Origin of the sequence: Streptomyces sp. NPDC001068, assembly GCF_042897315.1 — a bacterium.
Lineage (GTDB): Bacteria > Actinomycetota > Actinomycetes > Streptomycetales > Streptomycetaceae > Streptomyces.
In genome coordinates this window covers 912195-927144 of sequence record NZ_JBIAYD010000002.1, presented here as the reverse complement: position 1 = coordinate 927144, position 14950 = coordinate 912195, and the positions used below count along the sequence as shown (strand labels likewise).

Genomic DNA, 14950 nt, shown 5'->3' with positions numbered 1-14950 from the left:
CCCCAGGCGGTCGACCGAAAGGAAACCGAGATGCCGTTCTCATCCCTGGCATCACCCCTCGATGTGGAGCTGCGGCCGGACAAGCCGGCGCTGCTGTGCGTCGATCCCCCCGACGACGCCCCGAGTTGGACCGCCGAGCACCGCGAGGCGCTGCGCGCGCAGGTCGCCGAGCACGGGGCGCTGGTCGTCCGCGGCCTCGGACTGCGCGACCCCGCCCAGGTCGGTGCCGTCTTCGCCGGGATGGCCGGTGACCTCATGACGGAGCGGGAGGCCTTCGCCCCCCGCGAGGCCCACGGCCGGGGCGTCTACTCCTCCACGCCGTGGCCCGACCACCAGCCGATGTGCATGCACCACGAGCTGAGCTACCAGCACGAGGTGCCCGGCCTGATGCTGTTCGCCTGCCTCACCGCCCCCCAGCAGGGCGGCGCGACCGCGGTGGCCGACGCCGAGGAAGTCCTGCGGGCGCTGCCCACCGGGCTCACCGAACGGTTCGAGCGCGAGGGCTGGATCCTGACCCGCAGCTACAACGACGAGATCGGGGCGAGCCTCGCCGAGTCGTTCGGCACCGCCGACCGCGCCGGAATCGAGGAGTACTGCCGGGCGAACGGCATCACCTGCGCCTGGCAGCCCGACGGGACACTGCGCACCGAGCAGCGCCGCGCCGCCGTCGTCCGGCACCCGGTCACCGGCCGGCGCTGCTGGTTCAACCAGATCGCCTTCCTCAACGAGTGGACCCTGGACCCGGAGGTGCGCGAGTACCTGCTCGACGTCTACGGTCCGGACGGTCTGCCGTTCAACACCCGCCACGGCGACGGCTCCCCGATCGACGAGGAGGTCGTCCGCATCGTCAACAGCACCTACGAGGCGCACACCCGGCGCGAACCCTGGCAAGCCGGCGACCTGCTGCTGGTGGACAACATCCGCACCGCGCACAGCAGGGAGGCGTTCTCCGGAGAGCGCCAGGTGCTGGTCGGCCTGGGCGAGCCGCTGCGGCCCGCCGACGACTGCCCGGCCCTGGAGGCGAGCGAGCGATGACCGACACCCTGTCGACCACCACCCGGACCGCGGTGCCCGACGGTCCCGGCGTGCCGACCTTCGCGGTGATCACCGGCGAGCAGGTGCAGCAGGCACTCCGCGGGCACGAGAAGCAGCTCGTGGAGCTGGTGGAGACCGTCTACCGGCTGCACGACGCGGGCGACTCGGTCAACCCGCCGTCGTACTTCCTGCGCTTCGCCGACCGTCCCACCTCGCGGATCATCGCGCTGCCGGCCTCCCTGGGCGGATCGGTCAACGTCGACGGCCTGAAGTGGATCTCCAGCTTCCCGGAGAACGTGAGTGCCGGGCTGCCGCGGGCGTCCGCGGTACTCGTCCTCAACGACCACGACACCGGCTACCCGTTCGCCTGCCTGGAGAGCTCGATCATCAGCGCCACCAGGACGGCGGCCTCCGCCGCGCTGGCCGCCGACTGGCTGAGCCGCAACCGGACGCGCCCCACCCGGGTCGGGTTCTTCGGCACCGGCCTGATCGCCCGGTACATCCACACCTTCCTGGCCGGCAGCGGCTGGGACTTCGACGAGGTCGGCGTGCACGACCTGTCCGCGGACAGCGCCGCCGGCTTCTGCGGCTACCTCCGGGAGACCGGCAGCGCCACGCGCGTCACCGTCCACGACACCGCCGAGGACCTGATCCGCGCCAGCGACCTCGTGGTGTTCGCCACCATCGCCGGCCGGCCGCACGTCACCGACCAGGCCCTGTTCTCGCACAACCCGCTGGTCCTGCACGTCTCCCTGCGCGACCTCGCCCCGGAGATCCTGCTGGGCTCGGCCAACTTCGTCGACGACGTCGAGCACTGCCTCAAGGCCGACACGTCGCCCCATCTGGCCGAACAGCTCAGCGGCAACCGGGACTTCCTGAACGGAACCCTCGGCGACGTGATGGCCGGACGGGCCGCGCCGCCGGCCGACCGGACGGTGATCTTCTCACCGTTCGGGCTCGGCGTCCTCGACCTCGCCGTCGGCAAGCACGTCTACGACGAGGTGTCACGGTCGGGGGACCTGCGTCTCATCGATGACTTCTTCCACGAACTGCGTCGGTACGGCTGAGGCCGAGGTCCTCGGCCCGGCATCAGGAGGCCCGCCGTGCCCGTCATATCCGCTCCGCATGCCTTCAACGAGGGCGACCTCTTCGTCGATCTCGCGTCGATCTGCGGTCACCCGCTCTACCTGAAGTGCGAGGCCTTCAACTTCGCAGGCTCCATCAAGTTGAAGGCAGCCAACGAGATGGTGGAGAGCGCCGAGCGGGACGGAATCCTGACAGCGGATTCCGTCCTCGTGGAGTCCTCCTCCGGAAACCTCGGCGTCGCGCTCAGCATGATCGCCGCAAGCAAGGGTTACCGGTTTCTGTGTGTGACGGACTCCCGGTGCAACCTGTCGACCCGACTCCTCATGGAGGCACTCGGCAGTGAGGTGCACATCGTGGCAGACCAGGACGCCAACGGCGGTTTCCTGGGCAAGCGGATCGACTACGTCCGCTCGCTGTGCGCCTCCGACGACCGATACGTCTGGCTCAGCCAGTACACCAACGCCGGTAACTGGCTGGCCCACTACCGTACGACGGCTCCGGAGATCGCCCGCCGGTTCCCGGAGGTGGACGTGCTGTTCGTCGGGGCCGGTACCACCGGAACCCTGATGGGCTGCGCGCGCTACTTCCGCGAGTGGCCCCGCCCGGTGCGGATCGTCGCGGTGGACGCGGCCGGCTCGGTCGCGTTCGGCGGCGAACCGGGCCGCCGGATGATCCCCGGCCTCGGCATGAGCATGCGGCCACCGCTGCTCGACGAGTCCCTCGTCGACGAGGTGATCAAGGTCGAGGAACCGGACACCATCCGGATGTGCCACCGCATGGCCAGAAACGGCTTCCTGTTCGGCGGTTCCACCGGAACCGTGGTCAGCGGAGCGACGGACTGGCTGTCCCGGCACGACAGCCGAGGCCTCACCGCGGTGGCCGTCGCCCCCGACCTCGGGGAGCGCTACCTCGACACCATCTACCAGACCAACTGGCTCCACGACCTGTACGGCGACCAGGTGCTCGAAACCGACACCGGCACCGCCACCGACGTCGCCACCGTACAGACCGACACCCCGGCCAGGGAACCCAAGTCGGCGTCACGGGCCCCGGCCCGCCGCCGCACCACCTGACACCGGGCTCCCGGCGAAACGGTCCCTCGGACGCCACCGCACCGGCGGTGTCCGGGGGACCGCCGCGTCGCGGGGGCACCGGTCCGCGACGGCACGTCCGATCACACGGCGGTTCCGGACAGCGGGTCCGCTACCAGGTCCGCTACCAGGTCCGCTATCAGGTCGGCGAACTCGTCCGGCGTGGCGAGCCGGATGCCGAGCTGCTCGGCCTTGGCACGTTTCGAGCCCGCGTTCTCGCCCGCGACGACGAGCGCGGTCTTCTTCGAGACGCTGGAGGAGGAGCGGCCGCCGGCCCGTTCGATGAGCTCGTTCATCTCGTTGCGGGAGAGCTTCTCCAGGACCCCGGTCATCGTGCCGGTGACGACCACCGCCATCCCGGCCAGCGGACCCGGCTCCGCCGCGGCCGCCGACGCCCCGCCGTCGGGGCCCGGACCGTCGCCGGCCGGGGGCGGGGTGGCACCCGGCTCGGTCATGGTGACCCCGGCCGCGGCGAGTCTGTCGATGAGCGGGGCGAGTTCGACCAGCTCGGCCACGATCGACGGGGCCTTCTCCGCGCCGACGCCGTCCACTTCCTGCATCGCCTCGGCGTCGGCGGCCCGGATCGCGTCCATGGTGGCGAAGTGGCGGGCGATGCGCCGGGACATGGAGCGGCCGGTGCCGCGCACGCCGAGCGCGCACAGCACCCGCGAAAGCGGCCGCGACTTCGCCCCGGCGATCGCGGTGAGCAGGTTGTCGGTACTGGTCTCGCCCATCCGGTCCAGACCGAGCAACTGCTCCCGGGTGAGCGCGAACAGGTCGGCGAGATCGGCGACGAGACCCGCCTCGACGAGCTGGACGACACGGGTGTGGCCGAGGCCCTCGACGTCCAGCTGGTCGCGGCCGGCGGCGTAGGCGAGGGAGGCGACCAGGTGGCAGTCGCGGCCCTGGGCGCACCGCCAGCGTTCCTCGCTCCTGTCGATCTGCGATCCGCAGCGCGGGCAGACCTCGGGGAAGGCGACGGGCCGTTCCGCGCCGGTGCGCAGGTGGGCGACCGGGGCCTGGACGCGCGGGATGACGTCGCCCGCGCGGTGCACCGTCACCTGGTCGCCCAGCCGCAGGTCACGGCGGGTGATGTCGGCCGGGTTGTGCAGGGTGGCGTAGGTGATGGTGGAGCCGTCGATGACGACCGGTTCGAGGATGCCGCGCGGGGCGATGATCCCGGTGCGGCCGACGTTCCACTCCACCTCCAGCAGCCGGGTGATCTTCTCCACGGCGGGCAGCTTGTAGGCGATCGCCCATCTGGGGGCGCGCGAGCCGGACCCGGCGGCCTGCCGGTCGGCGGCGAGGTCTGCCTTGACGACGATGCCGTCGATCCCGAAGGGCAGTTCGGCGCGGACCGCGGCGATCTCCCGCACCCGGGCCAGGACCTCGTCGGCGGTCTCGACGACAGTGTCGGTGACGGCGGTACGCGCGCTGGTGTGGATGCCGTAGCCGGCGCTCAGGCCCATCAGGTCGCCGTACGCGGACCCGGCCAGCCGCTCGGCCAGCGCCGGGTCGGAGGCGGGCAGCGGCAGCAGTCCGTAGCCGAAGAACGTCATCGGCACCGTGTAGACGCGCTCCCTGGCCCGCAGGGTGCCGGCCGCGGCGTTGCGCGGGTTGGCGAACGGCTGCCCGCCGTGCCGGGTGCGCACCTCGTTGGCGTACTCGAACTGGGCGCTGGTCATGAGGACTTCGCCGCGCACCTCGACGGTGACCGGCTCGGCGAGCCGCTCGGGCAGCCCCTCGACGGTGCCGATCGCGTGCGAGACGTCCTCCCCGGCGGTGCCGTCCCCCCGGGTGACCAGCCGGGTGAGACGGCCGTTCGTGTACCGGGCGGCGATCGCGAGTCCGTCCAGCTTCGGGCCCACGTGGAACCGGGTCACCGGGTGCCCGATCCGCCGGGCCAGGGACTCGGTCCAGGCGGTGAACTCCTCGGCGGAGAACACGTTGTCCAGGCTCAGCATCGCCACCGTGTGCGGGACGTCGCCCTCCACCGCGCCCCCGGCCACCTTCCCGGTGGGGGAGTCCGGCAGCACCTGCCCGGGATGGTCCGCCTCGTACCCGGCGATCGAACGCACCAGCCGGTCGTAGGCGTCGTCGTCCAACGGCGAGGTGCCGCCCGTGTAGTACGCGGCCGCCGCCTCCACGGCGTCCTGCACCGCCCGTGCGTAGGCGGCGGCATCCGTGATCGCTGCTGCAGGTGTCGTCATGCCCCGCATCCTGCCGCCCACCACTGACAACGGCCTTCGGCCCGGGCCCGCCGCCGTGGCCGGACACCGCCCTCCCGGACTACGCGGGGAACTCCGTCAGGGCGCCGCCGAAGCGGTCGACGGCCTCGGCGTGGCCGAAGAGTCCGGCCAGCCCGCCGGTGTGCCAGAAGACGGTGGTGCGGCCGGGGACGACGCTGCCGTCCTCGACCGCGGCCACGAGTCCGGCCATGGCCCGTCCCGTGTAGACGGGATCGAGCGCGATGCCCTCGGTGCGGCCCGCGAGTTCCAGCGCCGCGGCGGTGGCCTCGGTGAGACGGCCGTACCCGGCACCGACCTGGTCCCCGCGGATGCGGAGCCGGTCCCGCACCTTTGACCCGGTCAGTTCGCCGGCCATCGCGGCGACCGCGGCCGCGGGCTCGTCCATCGCCCCGGTGTCGACACCCAGCACCCGGTCCGGGCCGAGCGCGGCGACCAGGCCCGCCATGGTGCCCCCCGAGCCCACCGCGACGACGGCCAGGTCCAGCGCGGGGACCTGGGACAGCAGCTCGCGGCCGGCCTGTTCGTACCCCCGCGCGCCCACGGCACTGGACCCGCCGAACGGGATCAGCTCCGGGCGCGCCCCCCTGCCGCGCAGCACCTCCACGACGTCCTCCGCCGCCGCGACGAGCCCGGCCGGGCCGACGTCGCCCGCCCAGTGGACCCGGGCCCCGAACAGGGCGTCCAGGACGAGGTTTCCCGACCGTGACCCGCCGGGCCCGCCCGGGAACACCAGCACCACGTCCAGGCCGAGCCGGGCTCCGGCCGCGGCGGTCAGCCGGGCGTGATTGGACTGCGGGGCCCCCACCGTCACCAGGGTGTCCGCCCCGGCGGCCAGGGCGGCCCCGACCGTGTACTCGAGCTTGCGGACCTTGTTGCCGCCCGCCCCCAGCCCGATCAGGTCGTCGCGCTTGATCCACAGATCGCTCTCCCGCAGTCCGAGCGCGGCGGCCAGCCGTGGAGCCCTCTCCAGGGGCGTCGGCCAACCTGCGAGGGACGTGAGCGGGGCGGAATTCACGCGGGCTCCTCCAACCGGGGACTTACGGCCGACCACACATCGACCGTCGTATTACACCCCCCTGCCTTGCTCTGGCACCTCGCGGCCCTCCGGCACGGTCTGAGAGGTCTGTGTGGCCCGCACAGGAACCGGCCACCACGAACCCCTGATCGTCACCCCGGACGGAACGCGGGAGGTCGCCGCGGCCCACGGGATCGCCCTGGGCATGGCACCCGGAGTGGGCGACCGGCCCGCCACCACGCCGGCACTGCCCGCGGACGGGGCGCTCATCGCCTACGCCCACGGACGGATTCGAGGGTTTCGTGGACGGACGTCCTACGGCCGGGACGCGCGCACGACCCGACCTTGGATCACGCTGCCGGTATCACCAACTGCTTCGACCGCTTCGGTCTGGTCGAAATTCCGCTCTACGACTTGTCGCCCATCGCGAAGCCGCAAGCGCGTCCAACCCTACGTCGCGCGCACCGATACGGACGGCACTTCGGGCGACATGCCTTCGAGGCCCGGCGGAAACCACCAACCTGCTGGACGGGAACGCCTGCCGAACCGAAGGGCCGACGGGTTCTCGGCGAAAGGCCTCCAACAGCCTCCGGAATGGCGATAATCGGGAGTGTCAGCAGTTCTGTGTACAAAAGGGGGAATGAACTGTGACGCGTGTTGTAGGCATCGACCTCGGGACCACGTACTGCGCCGTGGCGGTCGCCGACCGGTCGGGAAGGCCCTCCATCGTGCGCAACAGGGAGGGCGAGAACATCACGCCGTCCGTGGTGATGTTCCAGGGTGACGCTGTCGTCGTCGGTTCCCAGGCGAAGCGGTCCGCGGCCACGGCGCCGGATCACGTGGTGCAGTTCGTCAAGCGCTACATGGGAGAGGCCACACCGGTCTACCACTCGGAGTCCGGCACGTCGTACCGACCGGAAGAGATCTCCGCTCTGCTGCTCAAACGTCTCAAGGAGGACGCCGAGATGATGCTCGGCGAGCCCGTCGAGCAGGCGGTCATCACCGTGCCCGCGTACTTCGACGATGTCCGGCGCAAGGCTACCCAGGACGCCGGCCGGCTCGCCGGGCTCAAGGTCCTGCGAATCGTCAACGAGCCCACCGCCGCCGCACTCGCCTACGGACTCGATCAGTGCTCCGGGGACGACCGCCAGGACGACGCGGGTGCTGAGGAGATCGGTACCGTGCTCGTCTACGACCTGGGGGGCGGCACTTTCGACGTCACAGTCATGCGGGTGAAGAACGGCGACTACACGGTGATCGCCACCGACGGGGACCGCAACCTCGGCGGCTTCAACTGGGACGGCGAGCTGATGAACTACCTCAACGGCGCGTTCGTGGCCTCAGGCGGTACGGACCTCAACGAGGACAGCGCCCTGCAGGCCGAGTTGCGTGACAAGGCGGAAATCGCCAAGAGGACCCTCTCCAACACCGCCCAGGCCGTCGTGGTCCTCTCCGCCGGTGGCCGCCACGAGCAAATCCGGGTGACCCGGGAGAAGTTCGAGGAGATCACCGCCGAACTCCTGGACCGCACGCGCATCATCACCGAGGGGGTGCTGGAGGAGGCAGGGCTCGTCTGGGGCGACATCGACCGACTGCTTCTCGTGGGCGGTTCCACTCGGATGCCCATGGTGCAGGAACTGATCCGGCGGCTCTCCGGCAGGGAACCGGAGCGCAACATCGCCCAGGACGAAGTGGTCGCCCTCGGAGCCGCGCTCATCGGCCTCGACGCCGCGGTGCGTGCCGAGGAGGCGGAAGAGAAGCGGAAGTACGTCGGCAGCGGGGCAAGCGTCGAATCCGCCCCCGGCGACGGCCTGGCCCGCCTGACCAGGGGAAAGGTGAAGTCCATCAACGACGTCACGTCCCAGTCCCTCGGCATGGTCGTGACTCGTTCGGAGAATCATGAGCTCCAGTACAACTCCGTGATCATCGCGCACAACACGCCCGTGCCGGCCAAAGAGAGCGATACGTTTCACACCCTCACCGACAGGCAGCGCCACCTCAGGGTTCAAGTGACGGAGGGCGACGACGAGGATCTCGCCTACGTGAAGATGGCCGGCGAGGGCACCATCGACATCCCCCAGTACCCGAAGGGTGCGCCTTTCGAGGTGTTCTACTCCTACGACATCGACGGCGTGATCCACGTCGAGGTGAAGGATGGCACGACGGGCACGTGGCTGGGCGAGTTCGAGCTCGAACGCCCCGACAACCTCAGCCAGGCACAGTTGGACCAGCTCGGTGACCGCGTCGCGCGAATCTCGACCCTCTAGGCCCGAACCTTCAGGTGGAGCCGGCAGCGATGACGACCGAAGACGTCCCGGATTACTACACGGAGTTCGGCATCGACCGGTCCGCGACTGCGGACGAGGTCTCCGAAGGGCTCGACCGGGCCGTCCGTACCTGGTCGAGCCGGGCGAGCCGAGCCCCCGACGCCAAGAAGCGGCGTGAGGCAGAGGACAAGGTGGAGCTGATCTCGCAGGCGCGCAGGGACTTGCTCGATCGCACCCGACGCAACGCCTACAACCTTCGGCTGGATCAGGCGCGTCGACGCCCGCGCGCGCCGGAACCAGCCTCGGAGCCCCCACCACAGCCCACTCTGGGAGGCCGGGACTGGATGGGGCACGCCCGCACCCTGATCACCCAGGGCAACAATGAAGGCGCACTGTACGAGCTACGTCAGGCGGTGCACCACGACGACGCCAATGGTGACGCCTGGCGGCTGCTGGGGACCGTGCACGCGAACCAGGGCCACTTGCAGGACGCGTTGCAGGAGTTACATCGCGCCCTCGCCCTGCACCCCGGCGATGCACTCACCCACACCTTGATCGCCAAGGTCCACGAGCGACGCGGCGACCCCGTCAGCGCCGCCAACTGGTATGTGGCGGCCTCGCGACTCGCCCCAGGAAACACCGACTCGCGAGTCGCTGCAGCCAACAGTTTCTTCCAAGCCGGACGTTTCGACGAGGCGTTGAGCTGTTACGAGGAGGTGCTGATACAAAAGCCTGATACTCCGGTGGTCCGGGACCAGATAGGTCGGATCTGGTCGCTGCGCGCCGAGGGCGCCATGGTCTGGCACCCGACAAGGCAGCGCTACGTCATCCCTTCACCGGCCAGCGCCGCGATGGTCACGCACTGCGTGGAGCAGGCGCTGGCCGTGGGCATCTCGGACGCCGGCCTCGTCGACTGCCTGAACCGCTACCGGACCGACGCCGGCAGGGCACTGGCCAGGACCTGGCGCTGGTACAGGAGCATGGCCGCGGTCATGGCCGTCAGCCTCGTGCTCATGGTCACCGGGGGGCCGGTGGAGCTGAGACTGCTGGCTGTAGCCGGTTTCTACTTCGTGCCGGTCGCGATAGGAGTCAAGCCGCGCTGGCGGCACGCCTACAACGACCTGCCTCCCTACCTGAGGTCACAGACCAGGAGACTTTCATGACCACTTCACCGCCCCTGCCGCAACCGGAGGAGCCGGCCGTCCCTCGGCTCACGGAACCGGCCGGGCAGCCGAGCGACCCGTTCGCCGTCGTCGCGGATGCCGTCGACGGCATGCGCCACGAACTGGCCGCGCTCGGCGACCAGTTCCGCCGACGGCTGCTCAACGACCGGGAGGTCCGCCGTAGTGTCGACGGGCTTCTGACCGAGCTCGACCATGCGCGCAGGGCCGCTGAGGGGCGCATCGTGCAGCCCCTGCTCTACGACGTCGTGCTGATCGTCGACCGGCTAGAGCGGCAGGCCGCGCAGGACGACGCACTCACCGGCTCCGTCGTCACGGAGCTGTCGGCCCTCCTGGAGAAGTACGGCATGAGGCGGATTCCCGTCACCCGCGGCCCCTTCAATCCGGAAGCCCAGGAAGCCGTCGGGGCGGCCACCGCACTTTCCCCCGACCAGAGCGGCGAGGTCGCGGAAGTGGTGCGGCACGGATACCGCATGGACGAGCGCATCGTGCGGCCGCAGCAGGTGCGCGTCTACACCTAGCCGTGCGACCCGGACGTCACGGCGCCCCTGGACGGCGCGAGGTCAGGAGGTTGCAGGCCGACGGGCTCGTACGGACATCCATGGTGAACGGTCGTCGAGGGGGCGGGAGTTTGCGCGGTGACGGCTGAGGAATTCGCGGTTCTCAAGGCGAGGGCGCTGCTTCGCGTTCCCACATGGTCTCAACAAGACTACGCGGACGCGCTCGCGGCGCACGACGAGTTGGAGGAGCCTGGCGAGGAGGCGTCCACACGCGAGGCGTGCGACCTGCGCAAGCGATTCCGTTCCCTGCCCGAGTCGATGGCCGGTGCCGACGTCGTCGGCGGCGCGAGGAGGGCGATGTTCACAGCCGGACACCTGGACCGGCCGTCGGGGCCTGCGCGTCGGATGTACAGCTTGACGTACCTTGCCCTGGTCCGCCTCGGCCAGGCTCTGGCAGGCAACCGGCAGTGCCTCGACGCGGCGATCTCCTTGTGGCGTACATGTCGCGAGGTGTGGGAAGCGGCAGGGGAGGCCGAGCGCGCGGCGTTCGGCAGTGAGATCTGCCTGGTCGACTGTTCCCTGGCGGGGGCACTGGGATCTCGCTACAACCTGAACCGTGAGTTTCTGGTGCACCCTGATCCTCCGATGCGCCCGGACGAGGTCAGGGCCGACCTGGAGGAGGCTTTCAGGGTCCTTGACCGGTGTGCCGCGCGCTCGCCGTTCCGCCAGGGCGGCTCGGAGCCGCAACTCCAGCAGCTTCGGGCCGTCAGGGCCTATCTGGTGTCCTTGCAGAACGCCGACGTCCCGGTGGACCGTCCGGGTCCCGAAATTCGGGGCGCTGCGGCCGACTTGGAGTCGATCCCCTACGCCCCACCGGGCGGCGCGACGGGAGCCCGCTCGACCTGGCTCGGCACCCGCATCTTCCTCGCCCAGGCCCTCAGCGGACCTGGAGCATCGATCAGTGATCTGCGCCGTGCCGAGGAGGTGCTACTGGAGCTTCTCGGTGCTCCGGATCTCACCGAGGAGTCGGTGATCGCGGCCGCGTTCTTGAGCCTGGCCACGACACGGATGCTCCTCGCCGACCGCATCAAGGATGAACGGTACAGACCACTCGCACGGCACGCATTCGAGCAGTCCTATCTGACAGGCGCGCGCAGCAATCTGCGCACTGCCTGGGACGCGGCGACCCAGCAGGGCGGATGGGCGCTTCGCGACGGCCACCGTCTGGAGGCCGCCCGGGCCTACGCCGCCGCGTTCCGTGTGCTCCCTGCGCTGACCCATACGCAGATAAGCCGTGCGGACAAGGAGTCGGCTCTCGCGATGGCTGCCGACGCGCTTCCGCTGTGCGCGAGGGAGTTGGCGAACTCGTCCGCCGTCGAGGACAGGATCGAGGCCGTACTCGCCCTGGAGGGAGCACGCGGTGTCCTGCTGGCCGAGGGACTCGGTCGGCGCACGGGTGCCGCCGCAGACCGGGTGACACCGCTGTCCACCACGGCCGGCGGCGACAGCCGGACAGCACAGGCCGTCGAGAACCTCACTCGTGAACTGGACAATCTGCAGCGGCAGGAACTCGCCCATCCAGCTGGTACACCGTGGAAGGGGGCGGCCCGCATGGCCTCGTGCCGACGGCAACTGGCGCTGGTGCACGCCCGGAGCCGGAGCGGCTCCGACTGGGTGGTCGCTCCCGACTGGCAGGAGATCGTCACGCTCGCCGGGGACGCGCCCCTGGTCTATTTCACCGTGGCCAGGGATGGGGGTGCGGCCCTCGTCGTGACCGGGGAAGAATGCCGAGAAGCCGGTCCGACATCGGTGAACCTGCCGACGCTCACAGTGAGCGTCGTACGTGAACTCCTCAGCAGACTACGGGAAGCGGAAGTCCTCCGGGACCGGCAGCGATCCCCGAAGTACGGTATGACGCGTGGTCAGTTGGCCAGGAACGTGGTCAACGCCCTGTGGGATCGGGCGATGCGGTCCGTGGCCGACGTGCTTGGGAACCGCGAACGGGCGGTCCTTCTGCCAGGTGGGCTGTTGGGCATGCTGCCCCTCCACGCGGCTGGTGAGTGTGCCTCACAACAGGTCGGCACATGGCGGTTCCTCCTGGAACGGACCGCTCTCTCGTATGCCCCGCACGCTGCGGCCCTGCGCAGCGCCGCGCGCAGCCGACAGACGGTCACCCGGCTGGCCCTCATCCACCCCGCGCCAGCTCTGGCAGGTGAGACTACCGGCTCCGACCTCGACGCATCGGTGGAGCTGGACGGCGTGAAATCCGTTCGTCACGCTGGTGTCACCGTGACGGAGGTCGAACCCGGGCAGGTCTCCAAAGCAAGCCTGCTCAAGGCGTTGAGGACCACCGACGTCCTGCACTTCACCGGCCACGGTGTCATGGACAGCGGCAGCCCCCTCGGCAGCGGTCTGCACCTGGGCGGGAACTCCCGGCTGGAGGTACGCGACGTTCTGGCGGCACGTGGGGTTCGTGCCGCGTTCGCGGTACTTTCGGCCTGCGGCACCGCCGTGACCGGCGACGCTCTGCCCGACGAGGTGGTAGGCCTGCCCGCCGCACTCGTCCAAGCGGGGCTGAGGGGGATTGTCGCCACACAGTGGATGTGCTTCGACGACTTCACCGCGCCGCTCATGAAGGAGTTCTACCGAAGTTGGCTCAGCGGCTCCCATCCCGCGGTGGCGCTCGCACGGGCACAGGCGGCCGTGCTGCGCCAGGGGCTGCTGGTCAATCCGTTTGCCTGGGCAACCTTCGCTTACACCGGTGCCTGACCTGTGCCGGTGGTACCGTCCAGATCCTCACCAAGATCCGGATCCGTCGTGACGTCGTCCTCCGCGGACGGTACCGGTGCCGGAGGTGTCGCCGTCGCGTCTGGCGGAGGTGGACGCATCTGGTCGGGTGTGAGCATGGCGTGTCCGTGCGAGCGGCCGGAGCCGCCCCCCAGCGTCTCGGTCGGATCGAACTCTTCGTCGGGTGAGTGCACCTGTTCCGGGCCGGCGGACGTGTTGCCGGGCTGTTCGGGTAGCTCGGACTCGTTCATGATCATCCCCACATCACCTCGATGTAAGTGATCTCCTCCCAGGAGATCAGAAGGCCGATGTTGCGCAGTACCGGTCGTCCGTCGGCACCGCTGCGGAAGGTCCCGTCCGGTAGGGCCAAGGCTGTGTCGCAGAGGTACAGGTCGTGCGGTTGCGGGTACGCCGAGGCTCGGGAGTCGAGTCGCCCGTGCGCGTCGCGGGCGAAGACTCCGAGAATCCAGCCGTTGGTCCCGCCACCGGTGTCCCGCAACCGGATCCGGAGCCACAGCGCGGATTCATGGCCGAACAGGGCATCCCAGGCCAGCGGTTCGGGGGTGTGCCCGTTGACGACGCGCGCCCAGCGGCGTCCTCTGCGAAATGCCCTGCCTACGGCGAACCCCGCCAGCAACGGCACGACGGCGTACGGGAGGGGCAACCACCACCAGGCCCACGGCACCGGCGGTCTGGTCAGACGCCCCGACTGCCACACATGGAGATACGCCCACGCCGTCAGTGGGGCGAAGGCCAGGTGGAACAGAGCGGCGGTCGCCGCCACCCGCAGGGCACGATCGGCCAGCCCTGCTCGGACGACGGCCGTCTCGCGTTCCACCGCGAAGAGATAGAGCGCTCCCGGAAGAACCGCGATCGCCGTCACGGCGGCAGCCTCGAACGTGTCCACTAGCACCTCCGGAGGACGAAGGCGTCGCTCCGCCCGCTCGCCGACGATAGTGCCCTGTCCGTAAACCCCTAAGCTTCCTTCGAAGGCGTTCCGTCCGGCTGCGTAGGGAACTTACGCATATCCGCTTTCTTGTGCCGGTAATATCCAAGGATCTCGGGCTACGTGAGACCAGCGATTACGGTCTGCTATGGATGGCTCAGATGCACGCTGTCGCGAAAATCGAGCCCGCCACCTCGCCGATCCGCTGGAATTGGTGCGCTTAGTCGGCGGACCACATCGGCGTATTCGGATCTGGGCCTCGAATGTACGTTCCTAGCTCGTTCACATGTGTGCCCCTGGGCTGCGAGTCGAGACGCCGCGACACCGGATCTTACGGAAGCCCGGCCGGTGACGCGGGCAATGGGCAGTGTCGGATTGTTAGCGTGGACGCCGACGATGGCCGCCCGTTTGACTACGATCACACTTTGCCGGAATCTGAAGGCCGTCGTTGTTCCGGGGAGCCGTTGAAATCGACGCCCGTGCACCGCGAGAGCGCGCCGATGCTCTCCGGATCGAGCCCGGGCGCGTTCGAGCTTCCAGGTGGTAACCGACGGTCCGCCGTGTTGATTACCGGCGCCGCAATGTGTTCTAGAGACATTCCCAGCAGTACAGCGACTGATCATTCGGTCCAGGCGTAGCACCAGGAACAGAACCAGCGTTCCTTCACCGTCCTCTCCCACGGCATCTGCCGTTGAGTAACCGGCATGCTTCGCATCTCATGGCCGCAGACATCACACGTCACACCGCATTGTCCCTGACCAATGGCAGCCTCCCGCGTCTGCGGTCGTCCGCG

Annotated in this window: 10 protein-coding genes; 7 read left to right on the top strand and 3 right to left on the bottom strand. The window is 69.6% G+C overall.

What is annotated here, in order from left to right; translation table 11 throughout:
• Positions 1 to 30: 30 nt before the first annotated feature.
• The 3 genes from ACFY3I_RS09210 to sbnA are packed head-to-tail and all read left to right on the top strand — an operon-like array spanning position 31 to position 3194.
• Entirely contained in the window at positions 31 to 1035 is a 1005-nt protein-coding gene (locus ACFY3I_RS09210; RefSeq protein ID WP_390860053.1) for a TauD/TfdA family dioxygenase, read from the top strand.
• Positions 1032 to 2102 carry a 2,3-diaminopropionate biosynthesis protein SbnB gene (gene sbnB / locus ACFY3I_RS09205; protein WP_390860052.1) on the top strand — a complete coding sequence of 357 codons (1071 nt, stop codon included), beginning with the start codon at positions 1032 to 1034 and terminating at the stop codon, positions 2100 to 2102. The genes ACFY3I_RS09210 and sbnB overlap by 4 nt, the downstream gene beginning before the upstream one ends.
• Before the next feature lie 36 nt (positions 2103 to 2138).
• The gene (sbnA, locus tag ACFY3I_RS09200; protein ID WP_390860051.1) at positions 2139 to 3194 is read left to right on the top strand and encodes a 2,3-diaminopropionate biosynthesis protein SbnA; all 1056 of its coding nucleotides are present in this window, start codon (positions 2139 to 2141) and stop codon (positions 3192 to 3194) included.
• Positions 3195 to 3295: 101 nt separating this feature from the next.
• On the opposite strand, the gene ligA is transcribed toward sbnA, so the two are convergent.
• Together ligA and ACFY3I_RS09190 are read right to left on the bottom strand one after the other, a co-directional pair.
• A complete protein-coding gene (gene ligA, locus ACFY3I_RS09195) occupies positions 3296 to 5431 on the bottom strand; it encodes an NAD-dependent DNA ligase LigA (RefSeq protein ID WP_390860050.1) in 2136 nt (711 codons plus the stop codon).
• Positions 5432 to 5501: 70 nt separating this feature from the next.
• On the bottom strand, positions 5502 to 6476 hold the full coding sequence (locus tag ACFY3I_RS09190; protein WP_390860049.1) for a pyridoxal-phosphate dependent enzyme: 975 nt from the start codon (positions 6474 to 6476) through the stop codon (positions 5502 to 5504).
• A gap of 647 nt (positions 6477 to 7123) precedes the next feature.
• Between ACFY3I_RS09190 and ACFY3I_RS09185 the strand changes: the two genes are divergently transcribed.
• From ACFY3I_RS09185 to ACFY3I_RS09170, 4 genes are all read left to right on the top strand, one after another.
• Positions 7124 to 8743 (top strand): Hsp70 family protein, encoded by a 1620-nt coding sequence (locus tag ACFY3I_RS09185; RefSeq protein WP_390860048.1) that lies wholly within the window; start codon positions 7124 to 7126, stop codon positions 8741 to 8743.
• A gap of 29 nt (positions 8744 to 8772) precedes the next feature.
• On the top strand, positions 8773 to 9906 hold the full coding sequence (locus tag ACFY3I_RS09180; RefSeq protein ID WP_390860047.1) for a tetratricopeptide repeat protein: 1134 nt from the start codon (positions 8773 to 8775) through the stop codon (positions 9904 to 9906).
• Positions 9903 to 10445 (top strand): nucleotide exchange factor GrpE, encoded by a 543-nt coding sequence (grpE, locus tag ACFY3I_RS09175; protein WP_390860046.1) that lies wholly within the window; start codon positions 9903 to 9905, stop codon positions 10443 to 10445. The genes ACFY3I_RS09180 and grpE overlap by 4 nt, the downstream gene beginning before the upstream one ends.
• A gap of 117 nt (positions 10446 to 10562) precedes the next feature.
• Positions 10563 to 13193, top strand: coding sequence for a CHAT domain-containing protein (locus ACFY3I_RS09170; protein ID WP_390860045.1), 2631 nt, complete (start codon positions 10563 to 10565; stop codon positions 13191 to 13193).
• Positions 13194 to 13464: 271 nt separating this feature from the next.
• Here the strand turns inward: ACFY3I_RS09170 and ACFY3I_RS09165 are convergent, their stop codons facing one another.
• The gene (locus tag ACFY3I_RS09165; RefSeq protein ID WP_390860044.1) at positions 13465 to 14118 is read right to left on the bottom strand and encodes a DUF6338 family protein; all 654 of its coding nucleotides are present in this window, start codon (positions 14116 to 14118) and stop codon (positions 13465 to 13467) included.
• Positions 14119 to 14950: the final 832 nt, after the last annotated feature.

Excerpts from the sequence above, each read along its gene's own strand:
- sbnB (WP_390860052.1), top strand. The coding sequence starts at position 1,032 with ATGACCGACACCCTGTCGACCACCACCCGGACCGCGGTGCCCGACGGT.
- grpE (WP_390860046.1), top strand. The coding sequence starts at position 9,903 with ATGACCACTTCACCGCCCCTGCCGCAACCGGAGGAGCCGGCCGTCCCT.
- ACFY3I_RS09210 (WP_390860053.1), top strand. The coding sequence starts at position 31 with ATGCCGTTCTCATCCCTGGCATCACCCCTCGATGTGGAGCTGCGGCCG.
- ACFY3I_RS09180 (WP_390860047.1), top strand. The coding sequence starts at position 8,773 with ATGACGACCGAAGACGTCCCGGATTACTACACGGAGTTCGGCATCGAC.
- ligA (WP_390860050.1), bottom strand. The coding sequence starts at position 5,431 with ATGCGGGGCATGACGACACCTGCAGCAGCGATCACGGATGCCGCCGCC.